The 24751-nt window shown below is 64.8% G+C and carries 24 protein-coding genes and 1 tRNA gene; 9 read left to right on the top strand and 16 right to left on the bottom strand.

Going from position 1 to position 24751, the window contains the following annotated elements; translation table 11 throughout:
- Window positions 1–30: 30 nt before the first annotated feature.
- Window positions 31–450 carry an ATP-binding protein gene (locus tag JI59_RS16635; RefSeq protein ID WP_007011505.1) on the bottom strand — a complete coding sequence of 140 codons (420 nt, stop codon included), beginning with the start codon at window positions 448–450 and terminating at the stop codon, window positions 31–33.
- 56 nt (window positions 451–506) lie between these two features.
- Here JI59_RS16635 and JI59_RS26235 point away from each other — a divergent pair, with 56 nt between their 5' ends.
- Window positions 507–908 carry an STAS domain-containing protein gene (locus tag JI59_RS26235; RefSeq protein ID WP_203226068.1) on the top strand — a complete coding sequence of 134 codons (402 nt, stop codon included), beginning with the start codon at window positions 507–509 and terminating at the stop codon, window positions 906–908.
- On the opposite strand, the gene JI59_RS16630 is transcribed toward JI59_RS26235, so the two are convergent.
- Genes JI59_RS16630 through JI59_RS16615 form a run of 4 tightly spaced genes read right to left on the bottom strand, consistent with a single transcriptional unit; the run spans window position 819 to window position 6385 of the window.
- Window positions 819–2126: a hypothetical protein gene (locus tag JI59_RS16630; protein WP_007011506.1), complete on the bottom strand. Its 1308-nt coding sequence runs from the start codon at window positions 2124–2126 to the stop codon at window positions 819–821. The two genes, JI59_RS26235 and JI59_RS16630, sit on opposite strands and share 90 nt — an antisense overlap.
- Window positions 2123–2512: a Crp/Fnr family transcriptional regulator gene (locus JI59_RS16625; RefSeq protein ID WP_138921262.1), complete on the bottom strand. Its 390-nt coding sequence runs from the start codon at window positions 2510–2512 to the stop codon at window positions 2123–2125. Before JI59_RS16625 ends, JI59_RS16630 begins: the two co-directional genes overlap by 4 nt.
- Window positions 2509–3771, bottom strand: a complete 1263-nt coding sequence (locus JI59_RS16620; RefSeq protein WP_038576412.1) for a hypothetical protein — start codon at window positions 3769–3771, stop codon at window positions 2509–2511. The genes JI59_RS16625 and JI59_RS16620 overlap by 4 nt, the downstream gene beginning before the upstream one ends.
- On the bottom strand, window positions 3761–6385 hold the full coding sequence (locus JI59_RS16615) for an MFS transporter (RefSeq protein WP_007011509.1): 2625 nt from the start codon (window positions 6383–6385) through the stop codon (window positions 3761–3763). Before JI59_RS16615 ends, JI59_RS16620 begins: the two co-directional genes overlap by 11 nt.
- Window positions 6386–6508: 123 nt before the next feature.
- Between JI59_RS16615 and JI59_RS16610 the strand changes: the two genes are divergently transcribed.
- Window positions 6509–8146, top strand: a complete 1638-nt coding sequence (locus JI59_RS16610; protein ID WP_007011510.1) for a PP2C family protein-serine/threonine phosphatase — start codon at window positions 6509–6511, stop codon at window positions 8144–8146.
- Here the strand turns inward: JI59_RS16610 and JI59_RS16605 are convergent.
- Window positions 8133–8921 (bottom strand): hypothetical protein, encoded by a 789-nt coding sequence (locus tag JI59_RS16605; RefSeq protein WP_013833163.1) that lies wholly within the window; start codon window positions 8919–8921, stop codon window positions 8133–8135. The two genes, JI59_RS16610 and JI59_RS16605, sit on opposite strands and share 14 nt — an antisense overlap.
- Before the next feature lie 16 nt (window positions 8922–8937).
- On the bottom strand, window positions 8938–9654 hold the full coding sequence (locus JI59_RS16600; RefSeq protein ID WP_238532456.1) for a TorF family putative porin: 717 nt from the start codon (window positions 9652–9654) through the stop codon (window positions 8938–8940).
- Between the two features lie 371 nt (window positions 9655–10025).
- Between JI59_RS16600 and JI59_RS16595 the strand changes: the two genes are divergently transcribed.
- The 5 genes from JI59_RS16595 (at window position 10026) to JI59_RS16575 (ending at window position 15386) form a co-directional block, all read left to right on the top strand.
- On the top strand, window positions 10026–11447 hold the full coding sequence (locus JI59_RS16595; protein ID WP_007011514.1) for a methyl-accepting chemotaxis protein: 1422 nt from the start codon (window positions 10026–10028) through the stop codon (window positions 11445–11447).
- A 163-nt stretch (window positions 11448–11610) separates the two neighbouring features.
- The gene (gene accD / locus JI59_RS16590) at window positions 11611–12462 is read left to right on the top strand and encodes an acetyl-CoA carboxylase, carboxyltransferase subunit beta (protein WP_007011515.1); all 852 of its coding nucleotides are present in this window, start codon (window positions 11611–11613) and stop codon (window positions 12460–12462) included.
- Between the two features lie 119 nt (window positions 12463–12581).
- Window positions 12582–13070 carry an acetyl-CoA carboxylase biotin carboxyl carrier protein gene (gene accB, locus JI59_RS16585; RefSeq protein WP_038576409.1) on the top strand — a complete coding sequence of 163 codons (489 nt, stop codon included), beginning with the start codon at window positions 12582–12584 and terminating at the stop codon, window positions 13068–13070.
- A gap of 4 nt (window positions 13071–13074) precedes the next feature.
- Window positions 13075–14442 carry an acetyl-CoA carboxylase biotin carboxylase subunit gene (accC, locus tag JI59_RS16580; protein ID WP_007011517.1) on the top strand — a complete coding sequence of 456 codons (1368 nt, stop codon included), beginning with the start codon at window positions 13075–13077 and terminating at the stop codon, window positions 14440–14442.
- On the top strand, window positions 14439–15386 hold the full coding sequence (locus tag JI59_RS16575) for an acetyl-CoA carboxylase carboxyltransferase subunit alpha (RefSeq protein ID WP_007011518.1): 948 nt from the start codon (window positions 14439–14441) through the stop codon (window positions 15384–15386). The genes accC and JI59_RS16575 overlap by 4 nt, the downstream gene beginning before the upstream one ends.
- An 84-nt stretch (window positions 15387–15470) precedes the next feature.
- Here the strand turns inward: JI59_RS16575 and JI59_RS16570 are convergent, their stop codons facing one another.
- The 5 genes from JI59_RS16570 to JI59_RS16550 all read right to left on the bottom strand — a co-directional run bounded on the left by JI59_RS16570 (window position 15471) and on the right by JI59_RS16550 (window position 19098).
- A complete protein-coding gene (locus JI59_RS16570; protein ID WP_007011519.1) occupies window positions 15471–16388 on the bottom strand; it encodes an NAD-dependent epimerase/dehydratase family protein in 918 nt (305 codons plus the stop codon).
- Between the two features lie 361 nt (window positions 16389–16749).
- Window positions 16750–16825 (bottom strand) — tRNA-Lys (locus tag JI59_RS16565).
- 28 nt (window positions 16826–16853) lie between these two features.
- Window positions 16854–17351, bottom strand: a complete 498-nt coding sequence (folK, locus tag JI59_RS16560) for a 2-amino-4-hydroxy-6-hydroxymethyldihydropteridine diphosphokinase (protein WP_007011520.1) — start codon at window positions 17349–17351, stop codon at window positions 16854–16856.
- Window positions 17352–17356: 5 nt separating this feature from the next.
- Entirely contained in the window at window positions 17357–18220 is an 864-nt protein-coding gene (aguB, locus tag JI59_RS16555; protein ID WP_007011521.1) for an N-carbamoylputrescine amidase, read from the bottom strand.
- A 14-nt stretch (window positions 18221–18234) separates the two neighbouring features.
- Window positions 18235–19098, bottom strand: a complete 864-nt coding sequence (locus JI59_RS16550) for a class I SAM-dependent methyltransferase (protein ID WP_038576405.1) — start codon at window positions 19096–19098, stop codon at window positions 18235–18237.
- Between the two features lie 164 nt (window positions 19099–19262).
- Here JI59_RS16550 and msrA point away from each other — a divergent pair, with 164 nt between their 5' ends.
- Window positions 19263–19790 (top strand): peptide-methionine (S)-S-oxide reductase MsrA, encoded by a 528-nt coding sequence (msrA, locus tag JI59_RS16545; protein WP_007011523.1) that lies wholly within the window; start codon window positions 19263–19265, stop codon window positions 19788–19790.
- A 60-nt stretch (window positions 19791–19850) separates the two neighbouring features.
- Here msrA and JI59_RS16540 read toward each other — a convergent pair whose 3' ends face one another.
- Complete coding sequence (locus tag JI59_RS16540; protein ID WP_007011524.1) at window positions 19851–21083, bottom strand: RsmB/NOP family class I SAM-dependent RNA methyltransferase; 1233 nt, start codon at window positions 21081–21083, stop codon at window positions 19851–19853.
- Between the two features lie 55 nt (window positions 21084–21138).
- Here JI59_RS16540 and JI59_RS16535 point away from each other — a divergent pair, with 55 nt between their 5' ends.
- Complete coding sequence (locus tag JI59_RS16535; protein WP_138921264.1) at window positions 21139–21318, top strand: DUF1674 domain-containing protein; 180 nt, start codon at window positions 21139–21141, stop codon at window positions 21316–21318.
- Between the two features lie 72 nt (window positions 21319–21390).
- On the opposite strand, the gene JI59_RS16530 is transcribed toward JI59_RS16535, so the two are convergent.
- The 3 genes from JI59_RS16530 to JI59_RS16520 all read right to left on the bottom strand — a co-directional run bounded on the left by JI59_RS16530 (window position 21391) and on the right by JI59_RS16520 (window position 24712).
- Window positions 21391–21888 carry a L,D-transpeptidase family protein gene (locus JI59_RS16530; RefSeq protein ID WP_038576402.1) on the bottom strand — a complete coding sequence of 166 codons (498 nt, stop codon included), beginning with the start codon at window positions 21886–21888 and terminating at the stop codon, window positions 21391–21393.
- 5 nt (window positions 21889–21893) lie between these two features.
- Window positions 21894–23183 (bottom strand): adenylosuccinate synthase, encoded by a 1290-nt coding sequence (locus JI59_RS16525; RefSeq protein ID WP_038576399.1) that lies wholly within the window; start codon window positions 23181–23183, stop codon window positions 21894–21896.
- Window positions 23184–23584: 401 nt separating this feature from the next.
- Entirely contained in the window at window positions 23585–24712 is a 1128-nt protein-coding gene (locus JI59_RS16520) for an ATP phosphoribosyltransferase regulatory subunit (RefSeq protein ID WP_007011528.1), read from the bottom strand.
- Window positions 24713–24751: the final 39 nt, after the last annotated feature.

Genomic DNA, 24751 nt, shown 5'->3' with positions numbered 1-24751 from the left:
CCTGCTGAATTTTGCTGATCTTCGAGGCTGTTACCCTAGGGGCAATTTCTTAGCGAAACGTAGCCTGTTGCATTCGCCTTCGCGCGCATATTCCACGCGGTCCATGATCCGGCGCACGATGTGGATGCCAAGGCCGCCGATCTCGCGCTCCTCCACGGAAAGCGAAGTATCGGGCGTCTCAAGCGACAAGGGGTCGAATGGCCTGCCGTTATCGATAAGGTCGACCGCGACTTCCCCGTTCCCCACCCTGAGGCAGGCGGTTATGCGCGGCATGTCCTGCTCCTTGCCGTGTTCGAGGATGTTGCTGACCAGTTCGTCGAACACGATCATGACCTTGGTCAGAACATCGAGCGGCAGGTCGGCGCTTTCCAGATAGGCTTCGATATCCTCGAGGAACGAGGGGAACCCTGCCCTTCCGTTGGCGAGAGTGCGTTCGTAATCGCAATCCATGCCACTCGATCCCCGTACCGGCGCCACGCGATTGCGGCCCCGGCCAGCTTAATCGAGTGGAAAAATTTCACAACTTCTCCAATAAGGTGCGTGGACACGATGAGAAGACGGGCGGAGACAGGGCTATGGAAATCAGCGAAGAAATCAAGGGTCCAGCCCTGGTGATGACCCTTGCCGGTCGGCTCGACAGCAATACCGCGCCGCTGCTCGAAACACGGCTGCCTTCGCGGATCGAGGGCAATCCGGCCACCGTGATCGACCTGTCGCAGGTCAGCTACGTCAGCTCCGCGGGCCTGCGCATCCTGCTCAAGGGCGCGAAAGTGGCCAAGGCATCGGGCAATCGGCTCGCGCTTTGCGGTCTTGCTCCGTCAGTGCGTGAAGTGTTCGATATCAGCGGCTTCACCGCTATCTTTGCGATCGAACCTGACCTCGTTTCCGCTCTCGCCGCAGTCGGTTGAGCCTGGAGGGCCGATCACGGCGAAGATGCCGGTCGGCTTCAGGAGCGCATCGAGACTGGCCAGCCATTCATCGGGCCCGATACCGCGCGCGGCCTTGAGGTAAACCCGCGCACGCTCCGCTTCATCGGCTTGCGCAAGCGTGACCAGCTGCAAGGCCCCTTTGGCCAATGGCGCACGCCATTCGTGCACTGCCAGATCCGAAAGAGCATAAAGTTGGCCCGCAAGGTCCAACGCGCGGCCGAGTTCCGCCTGCGAAGCGGATGCCTCGATCAATCGCCGGACATGGCAGGCCGCTGCCAGTGCATCGACAGGGTCCGCATCCTCGCAGCGCCCCAGCACGACGGCGCCGCCCTGCTCCATGTCGGCAAAGGCGAAGAAACTTCCCGCCGGAATGGCGCCGCAGGCGCGCATCGCAATGACGGCGTCCGCGGTGCGGCAGGCGCAGGGTGCGAATTCCACCGCGCGCGCATTCTCCAAGGCATTTGCGAGGCTTCGCGTGCGGGCCTTGCGGGCCTCGACGAGCGTTGCACGAAGTTCGGCATCTTCGCCGCTGGCATCCATGAGCCTCACCGCCCCGGCAAGATCCTGCGCCTCGCGGATACGCCATCTCACTTCGCCATCAGGAACATGTCCCGACAGCGCGCGTCTGCTCAGGTCCAGTTCGCGGGTCAGGCGGCGGGCAACGAATATGGCAAGCGCGCTCGCCAGGGCAATCAGCCCCAGAGCGATCAGCACCACGTCCCGGCGAATGAGGCGCAAGTGCTCGGCAATCGGAGCGCGGCTGAAGCGCGCTGCGACGAAACGACCCTCCCCTGCCGGTGCAAGCCCGATCACCCAGCCTTCCGCGCCGTCCTGCGCCATCGTCCGAACGGAAGGCCGGCTCGGCCGGGCCAGGGCCGTGGGATCCCATTCCTGCCCCGCCGACTTGAGCACAAGCGCCGGTCGGTTCGCCTCGACGAGATAGAGGGCGCCCAGTCCCTCGACATGCGCAAGGGCAGCCTCAAGCGCCTCGCGGCGGTTCGGTTGGGCAAGGGTCTTGCCCGGATCGGTCATTTCGCGCGTGAATTCTGCAACCGCAACAGCCGTCGCCAGGGCCTGTTCGCGAAGTGCATGCTCCAGTTCCGTGCGCTCCTGCAAATAGAGCAGCGTCCCGTTGACGAGCGCCAGCGCAAGAAACAACGGCACGGCCAGCAGCATGATCGTCGAGCGGATCGTCATGCGTCAGCCCCGGCCCGGATCGCGGCGAGGCCCACCACGAAATCGGGACACTCGCGCGCGATGGTGAAAAGGTGCGGCCTTGCCAGGCACAAGACTTGCGCGCCCCTTCCTCCCGCGATGTAGTCAGCCCGCGTCGGCAGGCCGAACAGCGCGGACGGCGCATCGAATACCGCGGGCGCCTGCCTGCCCTCGACGACAACCGAGCCGCCGACCACCGCGACCAGCCGCTGCGCCACCGCTCCACCTGCAAGGACCGTCTCACCCGGTTCATATTCGAAGCGGCGGGCATGGCTGGCGACAAGCAGCAGCTCAGTTTCGGTCAGCCGGTCGAACGGCGGACAGGCTGCAAGTGCCAGGGCCTCGGCAACGACCTGCGCCGCGATCATCGTGCTTCTCCCGGCCATACGACGAACTCGCCGCCCGTCAGCGAGACGAACGAGACGCGCTCCTTCGGATCGAAGCGGCCGGGATCGGTGTGCCGGCCTGCAACGCGAAGACCGGCCTGCGGTGTTCCAACCCATTCAACCCAGCCAGCCGTGCCGTCAACCACCAGGCAAGCGCCCTGATCGCAGTCAGCGAGCATGGCCCAGTCCGCGCAGAGTGCCGGATTTTCGGCCATCGCTTGCGCGAGGCGCGCCATGGCGCGCTGGGCAAGAACCGTGCGCGCATCGGCGGGATCGCCGGGCATCCAGGCAATCACGCGGCGAGCACCGCACAGCAGGATCACCGGCTGGCCCGGTCCGATGCCGGACCCGCTTGCCAGCAACCCTGCATGGGCGCGAGCGTCTTCCTGCACGCTGCGCTCCCTGCGCGCCTGCAACTCGCAGGAAATCCTCGCCGCACGTTCAAGCAGGGCTTTACGCAGGACGGTGACCTCACGCGGCGCAGACCCTTGCGCCGCACTGTGCCCGCGACCCGCCGCAACCTGCAGGGTCTCTTCTGTAAGCGCCTCGATGGGCCCGGCAATACGCCGCACGAGCGCCAGTGAGACGAGCAGGCAGGCAAGCACCGAGCCAACACCGATCATCGCGCTCATGAACAGCGCATTCTGAGTGGCGACCTGTATGACCGAGACATTGACGTCCGCCCCGGCCGACGCCGCGATGCGCCCGCCCGCGCCCCTGACCGGGGCTGCCCCCGTCTTCAGCAGGCCCCACTGTTCCTGGTACTCGATCGGAGAAACATAGATCGATCCGGTATCCTCGACCCGCCTGAGGCCTTCGGCCGTCTCGTCGGGCAAGTCGTCGCTGGAACCGAGCGGAGAATGATCCTCCCCCGTCGAGGCATCGAGAATATAGAGGATGTCCGCCGGGCCGCCATTCACCTGGGTATAGAGGTAGGTCAGGTCCAGTTCCTTGCGAATGCGCTGCATGGGCTCGACATTGCGGCGATAGGCAGTGCTGGCCTCGGCTGCCTGCGCGTCTCCGCCCTCGAAGGCCACTGCGATGAGGGCATCGTGATCTGTCGGATCGACCATCGCACCGGCAAGCGCGCTCGTCGTCACCAGCTTGCGCTCGAAGCCCTCGAGGATCGAAGCGTAGAGCCAGTTGTAGACGAACACCGCCAGCAGAACCGCCACGACGACGACCGCAGGCAGGAAAGTGCGCAGCAGCAGCGCTTTGATCGGCACGCTTCTAGGCCGCATATTGCCGACCGTCCTGTGACTTGAGCATGACCAGTGCCAGTTCGGGGAAGCGCGCGGCGACTTCGCCCAGATCGCGATGGGCGATCCAGAACGGGGAGCCCCCAGCCTCCCCTGCAAGGGCCCTGCCTTCCGGCTTCTCGAAGACGGCGCCCTGCACCGCAGCACCCAGCGCTTCGAGCGTAGCACCGCCAACCTCGGGATGGTCCGCCAGAGCCGCCAGCAGATCGAGCGAATGCGGCCGGGTAGCGCCGTCGATCTCCAGGAGATCAAGGACATGGCGGCGCACCATTTCGGGCATGCCTTCGCGGATCACCACCTTGAGACGCTGGGTGAAGCCAGCGGCGTCCAGACGGTCATGGAGAACGTCAGCCGCCAAAGTCATTTCCATTGCCTGGCCGCTGGCGAGAGCCTCTACGAGAACCTGTTCGACATCCATTTGCGCGCCTTCACGCGGCTGCGCTTCGCCGTGCAGGAGCGGCCCGAGCAGGCGCAGATAGTGTCGAGGAACGCTGCTCTCGATTGCCTCCACCGCGTTGCCCCGCACCTTGGGGTTGGCGGAATGGAGCGAGACGATCAGGAGATCGAAATTCGGCAGCAGCCCGCCGATTGCAAGAAGCTCCAGCACGAAGTCTATCGCAGCTTCCGCCCGCTCGCGCTGGGCGCGCGCCAGCAGTGCGACGGAGCGGTGCGTGCCGGCGTGGAGGTCGAGCAGGCTCGCCGTATGGCCGAGGCGCGAGGCTTCATCCAGTTCGCCGGTCACGAGACGATCGAGGTTGGCGGCAAACTGGGCAAAGGAAGTCTGCGCCAGCGCGCGTGCCCCGATAGCGCGGGACCGATAAGCCAAGGCCCGGTCGCGCATCCCGCCCAACAAGCGGGGGATCGCCGTCTCGCCCAGCTCCGTCAGCATCGTCGCAATTGAGCGCCGCGCCCTTGGCGCCAGTTCAGTGGCCGCCTCGAGAACGTCGGGAATGGATTCGCTGTCCGCGATCCGGCCGAGCAGCCGGATCATCCGCCGCCGTTCGTCGCGTTCCAATTTCGGAAGACACCGCGCCAGAGCCGGGACGATGTGCACGTCCTCACGGGTTGCCAACCGGTCGATGGCCTCGGCAACGCCGCTGCGCTTCGCCGGATCGCCCAGCGTGAGCTGCGCCAAAAGGGCATCGATATCGGGCCCCTGCGATGCAGCAGATCCGCTCACGGGAGCTTCGCCCAGCAGGCGCGCAGCGATCTGCGCACTGTCTCCTTCACCTGCGGCGGCCCTGGCGAGCAGGCTCCTTGCCTCGGGTTCGAACTGCGGGGAAAGTACGCCGCGCCCGCCGAAGTTCATCCAGCCCTGCCGCATGTTGGCAGCCATCGCCGATGGATAGAGCTGGCGCAGCGCGACAACGACGGCAACAAGCGTCGCGCCCACGATGATCCCGATGCCCGAAAGCTCGCGCATGTCCACCTGGCTGGCCGCGTAGATCAGGAAGCCGCCCGAGACGAGGCTGGCGAGCGGCTCGGCCATGCCCTCCATCACCGTGCGCAGCGGCCGCTTCACCCGCGAGGGGACGGCATTGAACAGCAGGTTCTGGTTGTTGTACTCGATCGAGGTCAGGACCCCGTGATAGGCGAAGAAAGCCGCAAGCGCAGCGCCCGTCCCCCCCTGGAGGAAGAACCACCCGAACACCGCAAAGTAGGTCAGCGGCTGGATGAAGGCGACATTGCGCACGCCCAGCCGCGCCACCAATCGGTTGAACACGAAAAGGCAGGTCACCAGGTTGAACAGGTTGGCTGCCGCGTAGAGCGTGCCGAACAGCGATGCCAGGGCCGCCTCGTCGCGGCCCTCCTGTAGCACCATCGAATACTGGTACTCGGCAAGATTGGTCATCAACAGGGTGACGAAGAGCACCAGCGTGAAGACCATCGTATAGCGCGACCGGCCGAAGGCGCGACCGACCGCTGCAAGCTGGCTCAGGGCACCGCCCGATTCTTCCTCGAGATCGCTGTCGCTCTCGGCAATCTGGCTCCAGCGCCGACGCAAAAGAACGGCCAGCGGCGCGGTTGCCATGGCGATGGCGGCCCACAGCAGGAAGAAGTCCTGCACCGCCACGCTCTCTGCCAGCAGGCCCACCAGCATCGCGCCGCAGGCCGTACCCAGCGCGCAGAACGCGGCGAATAGCGGGAAAAGTCGCTTGGCGTCCTGTATCGCGAAATAGGCGTCGGTATAATTCCAGAACAGCGAGTAGAGCGCGATGTACCACATCGCCAGGTAGAGCTTTACCGCGAAATAGAGCGGAACCTGCCAATGCGGCGGCAGTCCGGCATCGATCAGGGCCCAGAATGCCACTCCACCCGCGACCAGCGCGGCCAGGGTCAGATCGACCATGCGATCGATCGAAAAACGCACGAGCAGATAGGAAAACAGCAACGTGTAGAGCAGCATGACCGCCGGCGTCAGCATGAACACCAGCGGCAGGCGGTCCGCGCCGACATTGCTCAGGAATGCGGCATCGCCGGCACTGAAACCGACGCCCATGCCCATCTGCAACAGGAATCCGAACAGGCCGAACTGGATAAGCCGGGGCCATTCACCGCGCTCGAGCCGGAAGAGGCGGTTAACGAAATCGAGCAATGTTCTCCCCACCAATGTCCCGATCCGGCTTAATCAAATTTTGCAAGTATCGCTGCAATAGGGCTTATTCCGTTTCTATCGCGTTATCGGGCACAATATCGGGGGATCATTTTCGTGGCGACCATGGATGGAGCGCAAAGGGTGCGCAGGTTCGGCCTCAAGCCGCAACTGCTGCTCCTGCTCTTTGTACTCAACCTGGTTTCCGCAACAGTCTATACCGCTGTCCTCTACAGCACCGACCGCCACGAGATCCTCACGGGCATCGACGGCAAGCTGCAGACCGCGACGAACGCGGTGCGCGAGATCATTCCCGATGGATACCACCGGCGCATCCGCGATGCGAAATCGGTCACGCCGGACGAATACAGGCAGATCCAGCAGCACCTGTCGCGCTTCGGCAATGCTTCGGGCCTGACCTACGTCTATACGTACATGAAGTTCGGCGACGACATCCGCACCGTGGCGACCAGCGCCACCGACGGGGAGATCGCGCAAGGCAGCGAGACGAAGTTCTTCACGCTCTACGACACCGCGCCCGACAAGCTCTATCGCAGCTTCGCCGACGGCAGGGTGCGCTTCGACGAGTACAGCGATTCCTTCGGCCGCTTCCGCTCGATCTACATGCCGGTGAAAAGCCCTGACGGGCGCGTCCACGTCATCGGGGCGGACATCGACCTGACCTGGCTGGACGAGCGGCTGCACATGGCGCTCGTGAAGTCGATCGCGATCGGCATTGCCCTGTTCGCGCTGTCGATGGCGGTCGGCTGGTTCCTCGTCTCGCGGATCGTCGAACCGCTGGTGCGCTTGACCACCTTCACCCGCAACATGGAGACGCGCAGCTTCCGGCCCGACGAGGACGAAATGGACGCCATGCGCAAAATCAGCCGCGACCGGGGCGATGAAGTGGGCAGCCTTGCCGAAGCGATGGCCGGGATGATTGCGCGCCTCCAGCGCTACCTCGTCGAGGTTGCCGAAGCGACAGCGGCGCGCGAAAGGGTGGAAGGCGAGCTTTCCGCCGCACGCGACATCCAGATCGGTATGCTCCCGCGCAAGTTCCCGCCCTTCCCCGACCGCACGGACCTCGACGTTTTCGCCCTGCTCGAACCGGCCAAGCAGGTGGGCGGCGATCTCTACGATTATTTCCTGATCGACCGAAACCGCCTGTTCTTCGTCGTCGGCGACGTATCGGGCAAGGGGGTTCCGGCCGCGCTGTTCATGGCCATGACCACCACCCTGTTCAAGGCGCACGCCATGTCGGGCGGATCGACCGGCCAGATCATGGAGCGGGTCAACGCCGAGCTCTCGCGCGACAATGCCGCGGAGATGTTCGTGACCGTCTTCGCGGGCATCCTCGACTTGCGCAGCGGCGAGGTGGAATACAGCGACGGCGGACACGAGGCGCCCTTCATCGTGCGGGCGGATGGATCGGTCGAACGACTGGCCAAACAGCAGGGCATGGCGCTCGGCGTGTTCGAGGACGTTCCCTTTCGCACCGGCCATTTCAACTTGCGCGAAGGCGATGCGCTGGTCCTTTTCACCGACGGCGTATCGGAGGCGACGGGCGCGAACGACGAACTGTTTACCACGGCCCGCATCGCCGATGCCCTGGCCAGCGCACGCGCCGAATTTTCCGCCAGACTGATTGCCGAAGGACTCGCGCAAAGCGTGCGCGGATTCGTCGGCGCCGTGCCCCAGTCGGACGACATCGCGATCCTGACGGTCTGCTACGAAGGCGCCCGCGAAACAGTCAGCCCAGCGTGATCGGCGGCCGCTCGAGCCCGTGCATCTTGCGCAAGTAGAGCCGCATGTCGTCGATCTGGCCGCGTAGTTGCTCGACGCTGGCCGGCCGGGCGTCGAGCGCGGCGGCGATATAGGGGCAGCTCTCGCGCTCCCAGGGCAGGAAGTCGAAACCTTCTTCCGCATCGTGCATCCACACGATCGGATATGGCCGACCGAACATCACGCCCTTGAGTTCCTCGCGCCCGACCAGGTACATCGCGACGGTCGAGAGATTGTCCGCCCCCAGCAGCGCTTCGACGAGATCGAGCGATAGCACGAGACTGGCCGGACGGGCATATTTCGAAAGGCGAAAGCCCAGGTCGAGGTCCGGCCCGATGAAATCGAGATGCGGCGCGGCATCGTCCGAGGACAGTTCCGGGATTTCGAGAGCGATGTTGTTCTCGGCAAAGTCAGCCAGCCAGGCCGTGCCCTTGAGGCGCAATGGCAACGTCTCGAAATGGGTAGCTTCGTAAAGCCGCATGGTGCGCAGCAGGACGCGCAGGATCCCGGTCAATTCCTCGGCGCTGGAAGGCTGCGCGGTGAAGATCACCTCATCGCCCATGGCTTTCCAGACATCGACCGCCGGAGTCTCGTCCTCCTCGAGGAATTCGAAGCCCATCTGCCCCACCAGCATCAGCGGGAAGTTGGTGAAGAATGTGCGGAAGATCTCCATCCAGCCACCTGGCCCCTTGGCGGTCTTGGTCGCCTTGAACTGGGTCGAGCCGACCATGTCTACGGAAAGGAAGAGACGGGACATGGTGTGGACCCTGCAATCAGAAGCTGGCGGCAAGCGAGGCAATGACGCCCGCCCTGGCGAAACGGCCTGCCTCATCGGCGCCGGAATAGTTGGTATCGACGTAGGACAGCGATGCGGTCAACGGTCCCGACGCATAGGAAAGACCCGCTTCCCAGTCCCACTTGCGGTCGTAGGCATCGCCGTTTTCATAGCCGAGATGGCCGAACAGGCTTGCCGAACTGCCGCCCAATGGCATTTCGCCCTTCGCGGCAAGGTAGAAATTGTCTCCACCGAAATTGTCCTGTTCGGGCACCCAGCCCATGTCGAGGCCGATACTGCCCGGCCCCAGCCTAGTAGTCGCAGAGCCGAGTACCTCGAAGTAATCGACACCATGCCCACCGGGGTAGATATAGGCTAGCGCAGTAACCGAATAGTCGATGCCGGCGAGTGAGCCGCCATAGCCGCCGTAAAGGTCGAGCTCGGTATTGGCCCCGCCGGAATCGGCAATGCTCGAAGCCCAGGTGCCGATGAACAGGCCGCTGTCATGGCTGAGGTCTATGCCGCCCTGGATCGCCGGGTCCTTGCCCGACAGGCTGATACCGCGAAAACGGTAGTCGGAAACGATGCTGGCATTCGCAGAGAGCTGGAAGGCAGGCGTGGCGATATCGCCGCTTTCGCTCGCTGCTACCGGCAGGGGCATAGCACCCAGGGCAAGTGCGAGAAGACCCGCTGTCGTTCTTAAGCCCGATGCCACGCCCGTAGCCACTCCTTCCCGTAATCCGGCAGGCTTAGGCCCATTTGCAATAACTATTGGTAAATCAATGCCAACGCGCAGACCGCAGGCGCCACCGCCTGCCGCTGTCCGGGAAGCGCCCCTATCGCCTTGCGCCAGGCGCCTTCAAGAAATCCTTGCAACAGTTGCAAGCGCGCTGAGCAACTGTTCTTTCAGAACTGCAATATTCGGTAGCGATATCGGTGCGCATCATAGGGATCAGCACGTAGATTGCGGAGAACTCAATATTTCTCCTGCTTCTCTTACTTTCCCTCCATCGAAGTCCGTCTTCTAGCCGACTTGGGTAGCGTCGTTGCGATCCGGGCTGCCGATGGGAATTCGAGGAGTCCGACATGCTGCAATGGTTTGAAAAGACGGCCCCTATCCGAACGAAATTCAAGGCTCTGACAGCCCTGCTCGCCCTGATCGGCACGGCGGGACCGGCCACGACATGGCTCGCCGGCGGGAGCGCCGAACTGATCGGCGCCGCCTGCGCTTCACTCGCCGCCACCATGATCGTGATGATCCTCGCCGCGCGCCATATCACTACCCCTTACGTCAATACGGTCATGCGGATGGAAGCGCTGGCCGACGGGGACACCGACAGCCCGATCCGCTACACCGACTACAAGGACTGCGTCGGGCGCATGACCAAGGCCATGGAAACCTTCCGCAACAACGCCGTGGCCCTGCGCAGCGACAATGCCGCGCAGGAAAAGCAGATCATCGATGCCCTGAGCGGCGGGCTCAAGAAGCTCTCCAGCAACCGTCTCGACTGCGAAATCCGCACTCCCTTCCCCGGCGCCTACGACGACTTGCGCAAGGACTTCAACGCCGCCGTCCGCTCTCTGGCCGATACCATACGCTCTGTCCGCACCGCCGCTGCCAGCGTGCGCACCGGCGCAACCGAGATCCGTTCCGCCTCGGACGACTTCGCGACCCGCAACGAGCGCCAGGCCGCCAGCCTCGCCGAAACCGCATCGTCGATGAACGAGGTCACCAGCAACGTGAAGCGGACCGCCGACAAGGCGACCGACGTACAGCAGGCCGTTTCCGGCGCTCACCGCGAAGCCACCGAGGGGGGCGAAGTCGTGCGCAGAGCCGTCGCCGCGATGGGCGAAATCGAAAAATCGGCCCAGGAGATCGGCCAGATCATCAACGTGATCGACGGCATCGCCTTCCAGACCAATCTCCTCGCGCTCAACGCCGGGGTCGAGGCTGCCCGGGCAGGCGATGCCGGCAAGGGTTTCGCGGTCGTCGCCAATGAAGTGCGCGCCCTTGCCCAGCGCTCTGCCGAAGCGGCGAAGAACATCAAGGAACTGATCACCGTCAGCAGCAAGCAGGTCGGCGACGGCGTCGTCCTCGTCGGCGATACCGGTACCCTGCTCGAAAAGATCGTCGCCAGTGTGGGCGATATCGACGAGCTGATGGCCGAGATCGCCCGCAATGCCACGCAGCAGGCGGGCAACCTTCAGCAGATCAACGACGCGGTGGGCGAAATGGATCGCCTGACCCAGCAGAACGCCGCGATGGTCGAGCAATCTACCGCGGCCTCGCGCAGCCTCGCCGACGAGGCCAACGAGATGACCTCGCTCGTCTCCTCCTTCGTCACCGGCGAAGACGACATCGTGCGCCCGATGCGCAAGATCGCCCCATCGGTGCCTTCGGCTCCTGCCCCCTCCCTCCATTCGGCGCCTCGTCCGCAACCCGCTTCGATGGGCAATGTCGCCCTGCAATCGGTGCCCACGAACGACGAGGACTGGAGCGAATTCTGATCCTCAATCGATAGCAGATTGTGCAAAACCCGTGAGACAGCCCTGCGATCGCGGGGCTGTCTTGCATTCGCAACCCACGCATTCCCGCCGTTTGTGACCATTTGCAGGGCCATGGGAACCCGCAGGACTTGCCGAAGCGCCGAAAAACGGCAAATAGCGCGGCATGAGCTGGCTAACACGCGTACGCAATTCCCTCTCGCGCACGAGCAAGCGCGACACACCCGACAACCTCTGGATCAAGTGCCGATCCTGCGGTGAGATGCTGTTCGTCAAGGACTTCGAGGACAACCTCTCGGTCTGCCCGAAGTGCGACTACCACGGCCGTATCAGCGCGCAGGAACGCATCGGGCAACTGCTCGATCCCGGATTCTCGATCCTGCCCACGCCCAAGGTCAAGGAAGATCCGCTCAAGTTCCGCGACAGCAAGAAGTATCCCGATCGCCTCAAGGCCGCCCGCGCCAATTATCCCTACGGCGATGCGCTGACCAATGCGGTCGGCCAGATCGAGGGCAAGAAGCTCGTGCTGGGCGTGCAGGACTTCGGCTTCATGGGCGGTTCGATGGGCATGGCGGTGGGCGCGGCCTTTGTCACCGGCATCGAGCGCGCGATTCGCGAGAACTGCGGTTACGTCATCTGCACCGCGGCTGGCGGCGCACGCATGCAGGAAGGCATTCTCAGCCTGATGCAGATGCCAAAGACGACGGTTGCCCTGCGCCGCCTCAAGGCTGCCGGATTGCCCTACATCGTCGTCCTGACCGACCCCACGACCGGCGGGGTCACGGCCAGCTACGCCATGCTGGGTGACGTCCAGATCGCCGAGCCGGGCGCGCTCATCGGCTTTGCCGGCCAGCGCGTGATCCAGGACACCATTCGCGAAAAGCTGCCCGACGGCTTCCAGCGCGCGGAATACCTCCACGAACACGGCATGGTCGACATGGTCGTGCATCGCCGGGACCTGCGCGGGACGCTGGCGCGCCTGCTCGATTATCTCCGTCCGGTTGCATCTGCAGCCTGACAACGCAAAACTGCGCACAGTCCCTTCGCGGAAAAAATGTGCAAGGTTAGGATTAATCCCTTGTCACGTGCTATCGCCCCCGCAATAGCCGCGGCAAAATATGCTGATCCGAGGAACGCATGGGTAACCAAACGAGCGGCAAGGCCGCTGGCATGAACATTGACGGCGCACTGGTGCGCGAACTGGCGGAGCTTCTCTCCGACACCAACCTCAGCGAGATCGAGGTGGAGGACGGCGAACGCCGCATCCGCGTCGCCCGCACGCTGATGGCAGCGCCGATGGTCCAGGCCGCGGTCGCTCCGGCCCCCGCGGGTGTCGCCGCCCCGGCCGCTGCCGCACCTGCCGCGGCAGAAGCCGCCGCGCCGGCCTTCGACGGCACCGCCGTCAAGTCGCCGATGGTGGGCACCGCCTACCTCGCGCCGGAACCCGGCTCGGCCAACTTCATCTCGGTCGGCCAGAGCGTGAAGGCAGGCGATACCCTGCTGATCATCGAGGCGATGAAGGTGATGAACCCGATCACCGCACCTGCCGCGGGAACCGTCAAGGCCATCTTGGTGGACAATTCCCAGCCGGTCGAATTCGACCAGCCGCTCGTCGTCATCGGCTGATCGCATGGGCATTTCCCGCATACTGATCGCCAATCGCGGTGAAATCGCGCTGCGTATCCATCGCGCCGCGCATGAAATGGGCATCGAGACGGTCGCCGTGCACTCCACGGCCGATGCCGACGCGATGCACGTTCGCCTCGCCGATCACGCGGTATGCATCGGCCCGCCCTCGGCCCGCGATTCCTACCTCAACGTCGCCGCGATCATCGCTGCGGCAGAGATCACCCAGGCCGACGCGATCCACCCCGGATACGGCTTCCTTTCGGAGAACGCCAAGTTCGCCGAGATCGTCGAAGCCCATGGCATCACCTGGATCGGCCCCAAGCCCGAGCATATCCGCACGATGGGCGACAAGGTGGAAGCCAAGCGCACCGCCGGCGCGCTCGGCCTCCCGCTGGTCCCCGGGTCCCCGGGCGCCGTCGAAGACCTCGACGAGATCCGCGAGCTTGCAAAGGAAATCGGCTACCCGGTGCTGGTGAAGGCCGCATCGGGCGGCGGCGGTCGCGGCATGAAGATCGTGCCCAGCGAAGACCAGCTCGAAACGATGGTCAGCCAGGCCCGCTCGGAAGCCAAGGCCGCCTTCGGCGACGACACCGTCTACGTCGAGAAGTACCTGGGCAATCCGCGTCACATCGAATTCCAGATCTTCGGCGATGGCAACGGCAATGCCGTTCACCTGGGCGAGCGCGACTGCTCGCTGCAGCGCCGTCACCAGAAGGTGCTCGAGGAAGCTCCGTCGCCCGTCATCACGGCAGAGGAACGCGCACGCATGGGCGGCGTGGTCGCCAAGGCGATGGCCGACATGGGCTATCGCGGCGCCGGCACGATCGAGTTCCTGTGGGAAAACGGTGAGTTCTACTTCATCGAGATGAACACCCGCCTGCAGGTCGAGCATCCGGTGACCGAAGCGATCACCGGCGTCGACCTCGTGCGTGAGCAGATCCGCATTGCCGACGGCAAGCCGCTGTCGGTCAAGCAGGACGAGATCGAGTTCAAGGGCCACGCCATCGAGTGCCGCATCAATGCCGAGGACCCGTGGACTTTCGTCCCCTCCCCCGGCCTTGTCGACACGTTCCACGCGGCCGGCGGCATGCACGTGCGCGTCGATTCCGGACTCTATGCCGGTTATCGCATCCCGCCCTACTACGATTCGATGGTCGCCAAGCTGATCGTCTACGGCCGCACCCGCGAGGGCTGCATCATGCGTCTCAAGCGGGCGCTGGGCGAAATGGTCGTCGGCGGGGTCAAGACCTCGATCCCGCTGCACGAAGCGATCATCCAGGACCCGGAATTCCAGTCCGGCGACTACACGATCAAGTGGCTCGAACAGTGGCTGGCCGACAAAGCCGAAGCCGAAAGCGAGGCCAAATGATCTCCTATCTCGATTTCGAGAAGCCGATTGCCGCCCTCGAGGCGCGCATCCACGAGCTGCGTTCGACCGCCGACACCGGCGGCCTCGATCTGGTGAACGAGATCCAGAAGCTCGAGACCAAGAGCGAGCAGCTGCTGGCGCGCACATATGCCTCGTTGACGCCGTGGCAGAAGACGCAGGTCGCCCGCCACCCGCAGCGGCCGCACCTTCGCGACTATCTCGCCCATATCTTCACCGACTTCATGCCGCTGGGCGGCGACCGTCTCTACGGTGAGGACGCGGCGATCGTGGGCGGAATGGCGCGGCTGGGCGACCGGCGCGTCATGGTCATCGGCCATGAAAAGGGCCACGACACCCAAACCCGCATCAAGCACAACTTCGGCATGGGCAAGCCGGAAGGCTACCGCAAGGCGGTGCGCCTGATGGAACTGGCCGGGCGATTCGGCCTTCCAGTCGTGACGCTGGTCGATACCTCGGGCGCCTTCCCTGGCGTGGAAGCCGAAGAGCGCGGCCAGGCCGAGGCCATTGCCCGCGCCACCGAGGCCTGCCTGTCGCTGCCCGTGCCGATGGTCGCCACGATCGTCGGCGAAGGCGGATCGGGCGGCGCGGTCGCCCTGGCGAGCGCCGAGCGCGTACTCATGCTCGAACATGCCGTCTATTCGGTGATCAGCCCGGAAGGCTGCGCCTCGATCCTGTGGCGCACCGGTGAGCGCGCAGCGGACGCCGCCGCCGCCATGCGCGTAACGGCGCAGGACCTGCTCCAGCTCAACGTGATCGACCGCATCGTGCCAGAACCGATGGGCGGCGCTCATCGCGATCCCGCAACCGCCTCGCAGGCGCTGGGCAAGGCCATTGCCGAGGAGCTCGACGCACTTGCGGGCGTTCCGGCCAGGGACCTGCTCCATCGCCGCGAAGAACGCTTCCTGGCGATCGGTAACCTCTAGGGAGGGGTACCGCCCCTCTCCCGTAAAATTCAGGCATGGCCGGAGTGCACAGCGCGCTCCGGCCATTCTGTTTCCTGCTCTGCCTCAGAGTGTCTGGAGCGCGCTTCGGACCAAAGAGGAGAGATCGCCGTCGTGGACGAACCCGGCTCTCTCGGCCGCAGGCGTCGCGAGAGGCGGCTGCGCTGCGAAGGCGGCTTCCAGTTCCGTGTCGGCGCCATAGGCCACCAGATCTGCGGACACGCCGCACTGGCGGGCGATTTCCGCAGCGAGATCGCGCATGGCGATCCGCTGCGCCGGCAGCGTGACCGCCCGCGTAGGCGGCAACAGAGCGGTATCGAGCGACAGCGCATGGATCAAGTTGTCGGCGCAGCATGCTAGCGACTGCGCCCAGATTGTGCCCGCGGCGGAGACTGGACAGGTGAAAGTCTCGCCGGCCTTGAGGGCATGGAACAGGTCGCTCATGAAGGCCGACTTCATGCCGGACGGTCCCTTGGACCGCGCAAGTATGCCCGGCAGGCGCACGGTCACGCCGTCGATCATGCCGCGATTGGACATCATCGCGACCGCACCCTCCATCATCGCCTTGTGCCCGCCGTAGATCAGCTTCGGCGAAAGCGGCGTCTCGTCGTCGACCTGCTCCGGCAGCGGATCGCCGAAGACGGCGATGGAACTGGCATAGACGATGCGCAAGCCCGGACGCAGCGCATTCGCCTCCAGCAGCAGGTCATACATGGCATCGACATTGATCCGGCGCGAAGCCTCGGGATCTGCCTCAGCCGCGCCGCCCGGAACGGTCGCGAGATGGACAAGCGCATCGCAGCCGCCAGCCAGCGCCTCGCCGCGCACGGCCCTGTCTCCTAGATCGCCTGCCACGGCACGGGCACCTTGGGGAATGCCGCCCGCATGCGCATCCAATGCAACAACAGTGTCGCCGCGATCCAGCAGCCGCGAAACAAGCTGCCGACCAACAAAGCCGCCGGCGCCCGTCACCACGACCTTCACGCTGTGCCTCCCGCTCCCCCAGACCTGCCGCCGCGCAAGCCTCTTGCACAAGACACGCCTTCGTGCGCGCCTTGGCCTGAAGACCGTGCTGCGGCCAGGTCCAATAATCGTCCAAAGCTAGCGCGCATATTTATCCTCTCCACTGCCGCCATCCGGGCCCGAGAGGTAGCCGCACGCGGCTCAGACGTCGCACCGATTATGTGGATGCCAACCCATTGATGTGTTGAATGCAGGCAGGCCGAAGACCGCGCAACCGGATTTCACCCGCTACCTTTGTCCCCGCTACACACTACGCGATTGCGCCGAAGCGTGAGGGTATCGTTCCGGTCTGGAAATGCAATTGCCGCAGCCGTCGGCGAAGTGGTGAGCCCGACAGGATTCGAACCTGTGACCCGCTGATTAAAAGTCAGCTGCTCTACCTACTGAGCTACGGGCCCACGATGCCGTTTCGCGGCTGCGGAAGGGTCAACTAGGGACAGGGCGAGGCTTGGTCAAGCGCGCATGCAACTGATTCACCGACAAGCCAGTCAAGGGATCGCGCCAGCCACCCGCAATAGTGCATGCTGGGCCCAGTACGAACTGCCGCTGACGATAGGCCGGGTGCGGGATCACGAGCCTGTCGCTGGTCCATGGGCCGCCATCCCACAGGACGATATCGAGATCGAGCACCCGCGCGCCCCAAGGCCGTCCGCCCGACTTGCGGCCGAACTTGCGTTCCAGCTTGGCCAGCTTGTGGAGCACTTCGTCCGGATCGCGATGCGTACTGACGATGGCGACGCCATTGGCATAGCGCCTGCGCGAGGGGCCCAGCGGGGCAGAGTCAATCAGCGGCGAGACGGCTTCGACCTCGAACTTGCCCTTGTCGAGCGCGGCAAGCGCGGCCCTGAGTACCTTGTGCGGATCGCCATGCTTGCGATGCCGCATGTTCGATCCCAGTGCGATGAGATAGCGGTGCCTTGCCAAGTCGGTCAGACGTCCTGCGCGATGCGGGTATAGAGCTGCGGACGGCGATCCCGGAAAAAACCCATGCCGGCGCGGTGCTTCGCCGCACGCGCAAGGTCCAGCGTCGCAACCAGCACGCCGGTTTCCTGCTTGCCGAATTCGGCTACGAAATCGCCCCACTCGTCGGTAATGAAGGAGTGGCCGTAGAATGTCTGCTCACTGCCCGCCTCGGCCTCGATGCCGATGCGGTTGGCGGCGATCACCGGCATGCAGTTGGAAACCGAATGGCCAAGCATGGCGCGGCGCCACATGCGGCTGGTATCGAGCGCGGCGTCATAGGGTTCGGAACCGATCGCAGTGGGATAGAACAGCAGTTCCGCTCCCATCAGCGCCATCACGCGGGCGCATTCCGGGTACCACTGGTCCCAGCACACGCCGACGCCGATGCGCGTGCCGAACAGGCCCCATACCTTGAACCCGTCGTTGCCCGGACGGAAGTAATACTTCTCCTCGTAGCCGGGGCCGTCGGGAATGTGGCTCTTGCGATAGGTCCCCATGATCTCGCCCTCGGCATCGATCATGGCCAGCGTATTGTAATAGTGGTGCCCGTCGCGCTCGAAGAAGCTGGTCGGGATCGCCACCTTGAGCTTCCTGGCCAGCGCCTTCATTGCGATGACGGAGGGATGCTCGGCCGTGGGGCGGGCCAGCGCGAAGAGCTCCTCTTCCTCCACCTTGCAGAAATACGGCCCCGAAAACAGTTCAGGCGGCAAGATGATCCGGGCGCCCTTGCCCGCCGCCTCTTCGACGAGAGCGGAAACGGCGGCGATGTTTTCCGCCTCGTCGGCGGAGCCAAGGGCTAATTGCAGTGCTGCGACAGTGATTTCGGCCATGGGCTGGCCCTTTATCAGGGCCGCTTGCGGAACAGAAGCGTCATCCGGTCACTTTCGCCGATCGCTGCGTATTTCGCCTTGTCTTTGTCCTTCAGCGCGTAAGTCGGCGGCAGAGTCCACACGCCCTCCTCCCAGTCCGCGGTGTCCCTGGGATTGGCGTTGACTTCGGACCTGGCGACCAGCTCGAAACCGTTCACTTCCATGAATTTGATCACGTCCGCCTCGCGCAGGTAGCCGCGATTGCCATAACTGACCGCGTAAGGGGCGTCTGCCTTGGCCCGGTGCTGGACGATGCCCAGCAGGCCATCGTCCTTGAGCAGCGCGCGCATGGCCTTGATCTCGCTGTCGGCGATATTCCAGCGCATCATGTTGTGCATCATGCGCACGACGAGGATCCGGTCGAAGGTTCCCTTCTGGTCGTCCGGCACGGTTTCGAGCGTCATGCCCGAGAAGCTCTGGACAGGAAGCCCCGTCCATCCCGCGACCTGATCGGCAAAACCGGCAGCCGAGGCATTGATCTTGTCGGCGTCGAACGGCCCCTGCTTCGGGTTGAAGAACAGTCCGGTGAGATGCCCTTCCCTGGCCAGATAGGGCGCAAGGACCCGCGAGTACCAGCCTCCGCCCGGCGCATATTCGCCGACCTTCATATCCGGGCGAACGCGGAAGAAAGACAGGGTTTCCGCCGGATGCCGAGCAGCGTCGCGTTCACGGTCGTCTTTGCGCGCGGGATGTGCGAGAGCGAGTTCGACGAGCGCTTCGCAGCCCTTGCAGAAATCCGCCTCGGTGCGCGCGTCGGCCCCGGCTTCCACAGTGGCGGCGCAAAGCGGTGCGGCCAGCAGACCCAGGAACGACGAAACGGCTACCAGTGTTCGACGCATCACGATTCTCCCAGCGCGGACGAAGTGGCGGAAAAGTAACCCAGAACGGGGCAAAGGCAACCCGAAGGCGAGGCCTGCAATAGTGCTCCCCGATGACAAGGGCGAGTCAGCTTCCTATGTTCGTGAACTTGAATGCCCCCCGAACGACAAGGACAGGACAAACCATGGAAACGGCAATCGTGGCAGGCGGATGCTTCTGGTGCACGGAAGCGGTGTTCCGCGACGTCGTCGGCGTGAGCGAGGTCGAGAGCGGCTATATCGGCGGCTCGGTGGAGAACCCCAGCTACAAGCAGGTCTGCTCCGGCACGACCGGGCATGCCGAGGCGATCAAGGTCACCTACGATCCCGAAACGATCTCCTATGCCGAAATTCTCGACGTGTTCCTCGGCACGCACGATCCGACGCAGCTCAACCGGCAGGGCAACGATGTCGGCACGCAGTACCGCTCGGCGATCTTCCCGCTGGACGATGCGCAAAGGTCCGAAGCCGAAGCCGCCATCGCGCGCTCCAACGAGGAAAACGGCGGCAAGGTCGTGACCACCATCGAAGGCCCGGCCACATGGTATCCCGCCGAGGACTATCACCAGGAATACTGGGAAGGCGAAGGCCAGCGCAATCCTTACTGCCTGGCAGTGATCCCGCCCAAGCTGATGAAGCTGCGCAAGAGCTTCCAGGCCAAGGTGAAGGCCTGACCCTTCCGGAAGGCAGCGCTGCGGTTCACCCTGATCCGCAGCCCTGCCTTTCAGGCGATGTCAGGACTTGCGCCAACGCGCCACGAAGAAGCCGTCCAGCCCGCCTGCTTCGGCCAGCATCGCCGGGTCCGTGCGCAACCAGCCTTCGGGCATTGGCGAGAGGCCCGCAGGCAATTCGTCCTGCAAGATGGGCTCGGGCGTCAGCGCCACTTGTGCGGCCTGGGCCTCGCCTTCCTCCGCTTCCAGCGAGCACACGGCATAGACCAGCTTTCCGCCCGGCTTGAGCCATTCGGCCGCGCGGGCCAGCAGGCCGGACTGCAGTTCGGTCATTTCCGCGATCTGCCTTGGCCCGATCCGGTGCAGGACATCGGGATGGCGGCGGCTGGTACCGGTCGCGGTGCACGGCGCGTCGAGCAGGATCGCGTCGAAGGGCGCTTCCGGCTCCCACTTGAAAGCATCGGACTGGACCACGTGAGCGGAAAGCTGCGTACGTTCGAGGTTGTCTTTCAGCCGTTCGAGACGGCGCTTGGAAATATCGAGCGCGGTGACGTCCCATCCGGCCGCGGCCAGTTGCAGCGTCTTGCCGCCGGGCGCGGCGCACAGGTCCAGCACGCGCCGCCCCTCGCCCTGCCCCAGCAGCCGCGCGGGCAGGCTGGCGGCGAGATCCTGCACCCACCACGCACCTTCGCGAAAACCCGCGAGCGTTTCGATCGCCGCGCCGCGCGGCAGGCGGAGGTGGCCGGGCATCAGCGTTGTGCCGCCCAGTCTTTCCGCCCACTCCTGCGTCTTGTCCGGTTCGCGCAAGGCAAGGTCGAGCGGCGGGGGCTCGGCCAGGCCCTGGGCAATTTCTCCGGCCCGTTCACCCCAGCGGGCGAGCACGGCATCGGGCAGCGTCGGCACGTCCGGCAGCGAAACCTCACGCTTCACCAGCGTGGAGAAAACGCCATGCGCCAGCCGCCTCGGCCCGCCGGTCAGCAAGGGTAGCCCGGTCGCGATCACCGCATGTGGCGGCGTTTCCAGCCGCAGGACCTGTGCCAGCATGAGTTCGAGGACAGCGCGCGGCTTTGCATCGTCGGGCAGGCGCTGGCGCGTGGCGCTGTCGATCAGCTCATCGAGGTCGGCCTTCCAGCGCAGCACCTCGCCGGCAATCGCGCGGGTCAGCGCCCGGTCGGCATCGCCGCGCACACGCGAAAGCGCAGCGCCGGCGGCCTGGTCGAGGGTTTCACCGCGCCGCAGAACGGCATCGATGAGGTTGAGCGCGGCACGGCGCGCCGGAAGGCCGGGAATGTCCATCCGCCTGCCCCTATAGCGGATTGCGTTTTCCCGCCAGTGGCACCACATGGGCACGATGACCGAACGCGCCACCAAACGTCCCGAAGGCTTCAAGAAGCCCGCGCACTGGACCAACGATCCCGCGCCGCAGCCCACAGACGCCAAGGCAGATCAGGACTCGCCCGATCCCGACGGCGAGCTTTCTCCCACGCGCTATGGCGACTGGGTGCACAAGGGCATCGCTGTCGACTTCTGAGCCCTTGCCGCCGACCACAGCGGGAAGAAGCAGGATACCGGCACGCCCGGCTCCATCCCGGCCTTTCCGGGATCAGGGCCGAATTTCTATGGGCGTCCCATCCGGCACGGTCTGCCAGAGGTATTCGATCTCATCGTTGGAAACGGCAATGCAGCCGTCGGTCCAGTCGCCCGGCACCCGGCCCTGCGAAAGGCCATTGGGCTGGCCGTGGACCATGATCATACCGCCCGCCGACCGGCCACGTGCCGCCGCAAAGGCGCGATCTTCCTCACTCGGATAGGAAATGTGCAGCGAGAGGTAATAGGCGCTCCCGGGATTGGCCCAGTCGATCTCGTAGAGCCCTTCGGGCGTACGCCGGTCGCCCTCGAAGCGCTTGGGGCCGACCGGATCGCCCATCTGGATGCGCTCTATCACGCGTACCAGCCGGCCTTGGGAAAAGAGCCGGATCGTCCTTTCGGATTTGTCGACGCGAACGAAGTCGATTTCCGGCAGCGCCGGTTCGTCCTGCGCCGAGGCTGCGGCGGCAAGCAGCAGGAGCAGCGGAGCGAACCGTAGCGCGCTCCGCCGCATCGCGATCAATCCTCGAAGGGATCGCGCACGAGGATCGTGTCCTCGCGCTCGGGGCTGGTCGAAACCAGCGCGACCGGAGTTTCGATCAGTTCCTGCACGCGCTGGATGTACTTGATCGCCTGCGCGGGCAGATCGGCCCAGGAACGGGCGCCGGCGGTGGTGCCCTGCCAGCCGTCCATTTCCTCGTAGATCGGCTCGACTGCGGCCTGGTCTGCAGCGTGGCTCGGGAAGTAGTCGAGCACCTTGCCGTTGAGGCGATAGCCGGTGCAGATCTTCACCTTCTCGAAGCCGTCCAGCACATCGAGCTTGGTCAGGGCAATGCCGGTGACGCCCGAAATCGCGCAGGACTGGCGGGTGAGAACCGCGTCGAACCAGCCGCAGCGGCGCTTGCGCCCGGTGACGGTGCCGAATTCGTGACCGCGTTCGCCGAGGCGCTGACCGGTATCATCGTCCAGTTCGGTTGGGAACGGACCCGAGCCGACGCGGGTGGTGTAGGCCTTGACGATGCCCAGCACGAAGCCGGTTGCCGAGGGGCCGAGGCCCGAACCGCTCGCCGCCGTGCCCGAAACCGTGTTCGAGCTGGTGACGAAGGGATAGGTCCCGTGGTCGACGTCGAGCAGTACGCCCTGCGCACCTTCGAAAAGAATGCGGGCGCCGGCCTTGCGAACCTTGTTGAGACGCTTCCACACCGGCTGCGCGAACTGCAGCACGAAAGGCGCGATCTCGCGAAGTTCGTTGAGCAGCGCCTCGCGGTCGACCGGGTCCTGCCCGAAACCGGCGCGCAGTGCGTCGTGATGGGCGCAAAGGCGGTCAAGCTGCGGATCGAGCGAATCGAGGTGTGCAAGGTCGCACACGCGGATTGCGCGGCGGCCGACCTTGTCTTCATAGGCCGGACCGATGCCGCGACCGGTGGTACCGATCTTGCCGGCGCCCGCCGCGTTCTCGCGCAGACCGTCGAGATCGCGGTGGAGCGGCAGGATCAGCGGGCAGTTGTCCGCAATCGCAAAGTTGTCGGGATTGATCTCGACGCCCTGGCCACGCAGCTTCTCGACTTCGGCCTTGAGGTGCCAGGGGTCGAGAACCACGCCATTGCCCACGATCGACAGCGTGCCGGTGACGATGCCCGAAGGCAGCAGCGAGAGCTTGTAGACCTGCTCGCCCACGACGAGCGTATGGCCCGCATTGTGGCCGCCCTGGAAACGAACCACGGCATCCGCCCGGCTCGCCAGCCAATCGACGATCTTGCCCTTGCCCTCATCGCCCCACTGGGCGCCAATCACGGTTACGTTGGCCAACGCCTGCACGCTTTCATTACTGTTTGAAGTCCGCCGCGCGCACTAGGCCCTGTGGCCTCCAAGGGCAAGGTGCAGGTGACAATTTGTGCCAAGGCGATTGCGGCGCTCCGCGCTCCGAGCCTTGCGATCTTGCAGCTAATACGGGCCTGCGCGAAGAATCTTGCGCTGCGACCCTGCCGGAAAAGCCGTGTGAAACGCCGATCTTGAGAGGATCGGCGCAATCGGTAAAGCGAGGCCAGAGTGCCCATCTGGCAATCGCAACGGACGCGGGAGTTCAGACTGCAAGGACGTCTATCGTCCTGAAGCCTTGCGAACCAGTCGGAAGCCTTGTGTTAAGGACATGGACGAACCCGGCACGCCGCGCGCGGATAACCGATTCGCCAGCGCCTTCACCCTCAAGGTCAGAGAGGAACGGCCTCGCCGTTTTCCAGCCGGTGCGAACAGCCCAGCGCGATGGGGTCGTCTTTTTCACCAAGCGCGGCCACCGTCGTCCAGCCAACCGCGCGCTGCTGCTCGGCCACGCGGGCATCGTGCCCGAGCGGGAGGAAGAGCTTCTTCGTATCCTGCGGTTCGCTCGCCAGGACTTCGATCAGCGGATCGGGATAGAGCGAAAATCCGGCCGCCGGCTCACCATCTTGTCCACCGAGCTGGCCGAGAATGCGGTAGGTACCGCCCCGGCCCAGACTGCCCGATACGCCTTCAGCATAGATCGTGAAGCCGAACCATGACTGGTATTCGAAGCCATGACGTTCCGACGGATCGAGCGTCAGGCGTGCCTTGCCATCCACCCGCGCGGCGATTTCGCGCAGGCCTGCAATGCGTCCGGCAAGAACGCCCGCGTTGTCAAAAGCAGCAAGCCGCTCGATCGCGGTTTCGAACGGACCGACGGCATAGAGCAACGGCAGGTACGCCTCGCCCCCGGCATCGACCAGCCCGCCAGCATCCTTGGCATCGAGCATCTGGCGCACCGCCTCTATCTGGCTGGCCGCCAGCGGCAGCGCATCGGCCGAGAGGGCATCGACGACATCGGGCAGCGTGAAGTCGACCGAAATGCCGCTGGCACCGGCAGCGCGCAGCGCCTCGATGGCGATCTCGACGATCTCGGCGGCAGCGGCAACGGAATCGCTGCCGATCAGCTCCGCGCCGAGCTGGAGCCGTTCGCGCGCCGGGTCGAGCCCGTCGCCCTTGATGGTGACGACCTGCCCGGCATAGCACAGGCGCAGCGGCCGCGCCGCCGCGGCAAGGCCGGTAGCGGCAATGCGACCGACCTGCATGGTGATGTCCGAACGCAGCGCCAGCGTGCGCAGCGACACCGGATCGACGAAACGGAACATGCGCCGCACCTGGACGCCGGCCATGCGGCTGGCCATCGACTTCTCGAATTCGATGGTCGGCGTTTCCACCCGTTCGTAGCCATGGCTCGCCATGGCATCCAGCGCGGTGCGGCGCACACGCTGCGAAACGGCCGCCTGCTGCGGCAACCTGTCACCAAGCCCCTCGGGCAGAAGATCGCGATCGGTATCCTGCATGATGGGTGGGCCCTTAACGGCAAGGGAGCGGATTGTCGA

The sequence above is a fragment of the Novosphingobium pentaromativorans US6-1 genome (assembly GCF_000767465.1).
GTDB lineage: Bacteria > Pseudomonadota > Alphaproteobacteria > Sphingomonadales > Sphingomonadaceae > Novosphingobium > Novosphingobium pentaromativorans.
This window is presented reverse-complemented; position numbering and strand designations above follow the sequence as displayed.

Excerpts from the sequence above, each read along its gene's own strand:
- JI59_RS16520 (WP_007011528.1), bottom strand. The coding sequence starts at position 24,712 with ATGCAGGATACCGATCGCGATCTTCTGCCCGAGGGGCTTGGTGACAGG.
- msrA (WP_007011523.1), top strand. The coding sequence starts at position 19,263 with ATGGAAACGGCAATCGTGGCAGGCGGATGCTTCTGGTGCACGGAAGCG.
- JI59_RS16630 (WP_007011506.1), bottom strand. The coding sequence starts at position 2,126 with ATGACGATCCGCTCGACGATCATGCTGCTGGCCGTGCCGTTGTTTCTT.
- JI59_RS16625 (WP_138921262.1), bottom strand. The coding sequence starts at position 2,512 with ATGATCGCGGCGCAGGTCGTTGCCGAGGCCCTGGCACTTGCAGCCTGT.
- JI59_RS16540 (WP_007011524.1), bottom strand. The coding sequence starts at position 21,083 with ATGGACATTCCCGGCCTTCCGGCGCGCCGTGCCGCGCTCAACCTCATC.
- accD (WP_007011515.1), top strand. The coding sequence starts at position 11,611 with ATGAGCTGGCTAACACGCGTACGCAATTCCCTCTCGCGCACGAGCAAG.
- accB (WP_038576409.1), top strand. The coding sequence starts at position 12,582 with ATGGGTAACCAAACGAGCGGCAAGGCCGCTGGCATGAACATTGACGGC.
- JI59_RS16595 (WP_007011514.1), top strand. The coding sequence starts at position 10,026 with ATGCTGCAATGGTTTGAAAAGACGGCCCCTATCCGAACGAAATTCAAG.
- JI59_RS16620 (WP_038576412.1), bottom strand. The coding sequence starts at position 3,771 with ATGCGGCCTAGAAGCGTGCCGATCAAAGCGCTGCTGCTGCGCACTTTC.
- JI59_RS16610 (WP_007011510.1), top strand. The coding sequence starts at position 6,509 with ATGGATGGAGCGCAAAGGGTGCGCAGGTTCGGCCTCAAGCCGCAACTG.
- JI59_RS16530 (WP_038576402.1), bottom strand. The coding sequence starts at position 21,888 with ATGCGGCGGAGCGCGCTACGGTTCGCTCCGCTGCTCCTGCTGCTTGCC.
- JI59_RS16550 (WP_038576405.1), bottom strand. The coding sequence starts at position 19,098 with ATGCGTCGAACACTGGTAGCCGTTTCGTCGTTCCTGGGTCTGCTGGCC.
- JI59_RS16635 (WP_007011505.1), bottom strand. The coding sequence starts at position 450 with ATGGATTGCGATTACGAACGCACTCTCGCCAACGGAAGGGCAGGGTTC.
- JI59_RS16575 (WP_007011518.1), top strand. The coding sequence starts at position 14,439 with ATGATCTCCTATCTCGATTTCGAGAAGCCGATTGCCGCCCTCGAGGCG.
- JI59_RS16535 (WP_138921264.1), top strand. The coding sequence starts at position 21,139 with ATGACCGAACGCGCCACCAAACGTCCCGAAGGCTTCAAGAAGCCCGCG.
- aguB (WP_007011521.1), bottom strand. The coding sequence starts at position 18,220 with ATGGCCGAAATCACTGTCGCAGCACTGCAATTAGCCCTTGGCTCCGCC.
- JI59_RS16605 (WP_013833163.1), bottom strand. The coding sequence starts at position 8,921 with ATGTCCCGTCTCTTCCTTTCCGTAGACATGGTCGGCTCGACCCAGTTC.
- accC (WP_007011517.1), top strand. The coding sequence starts at position 13,075 with ATGGGCATTTCCCGCATACTGATCGCCAATCGCGGTGAAATCGCGCTG.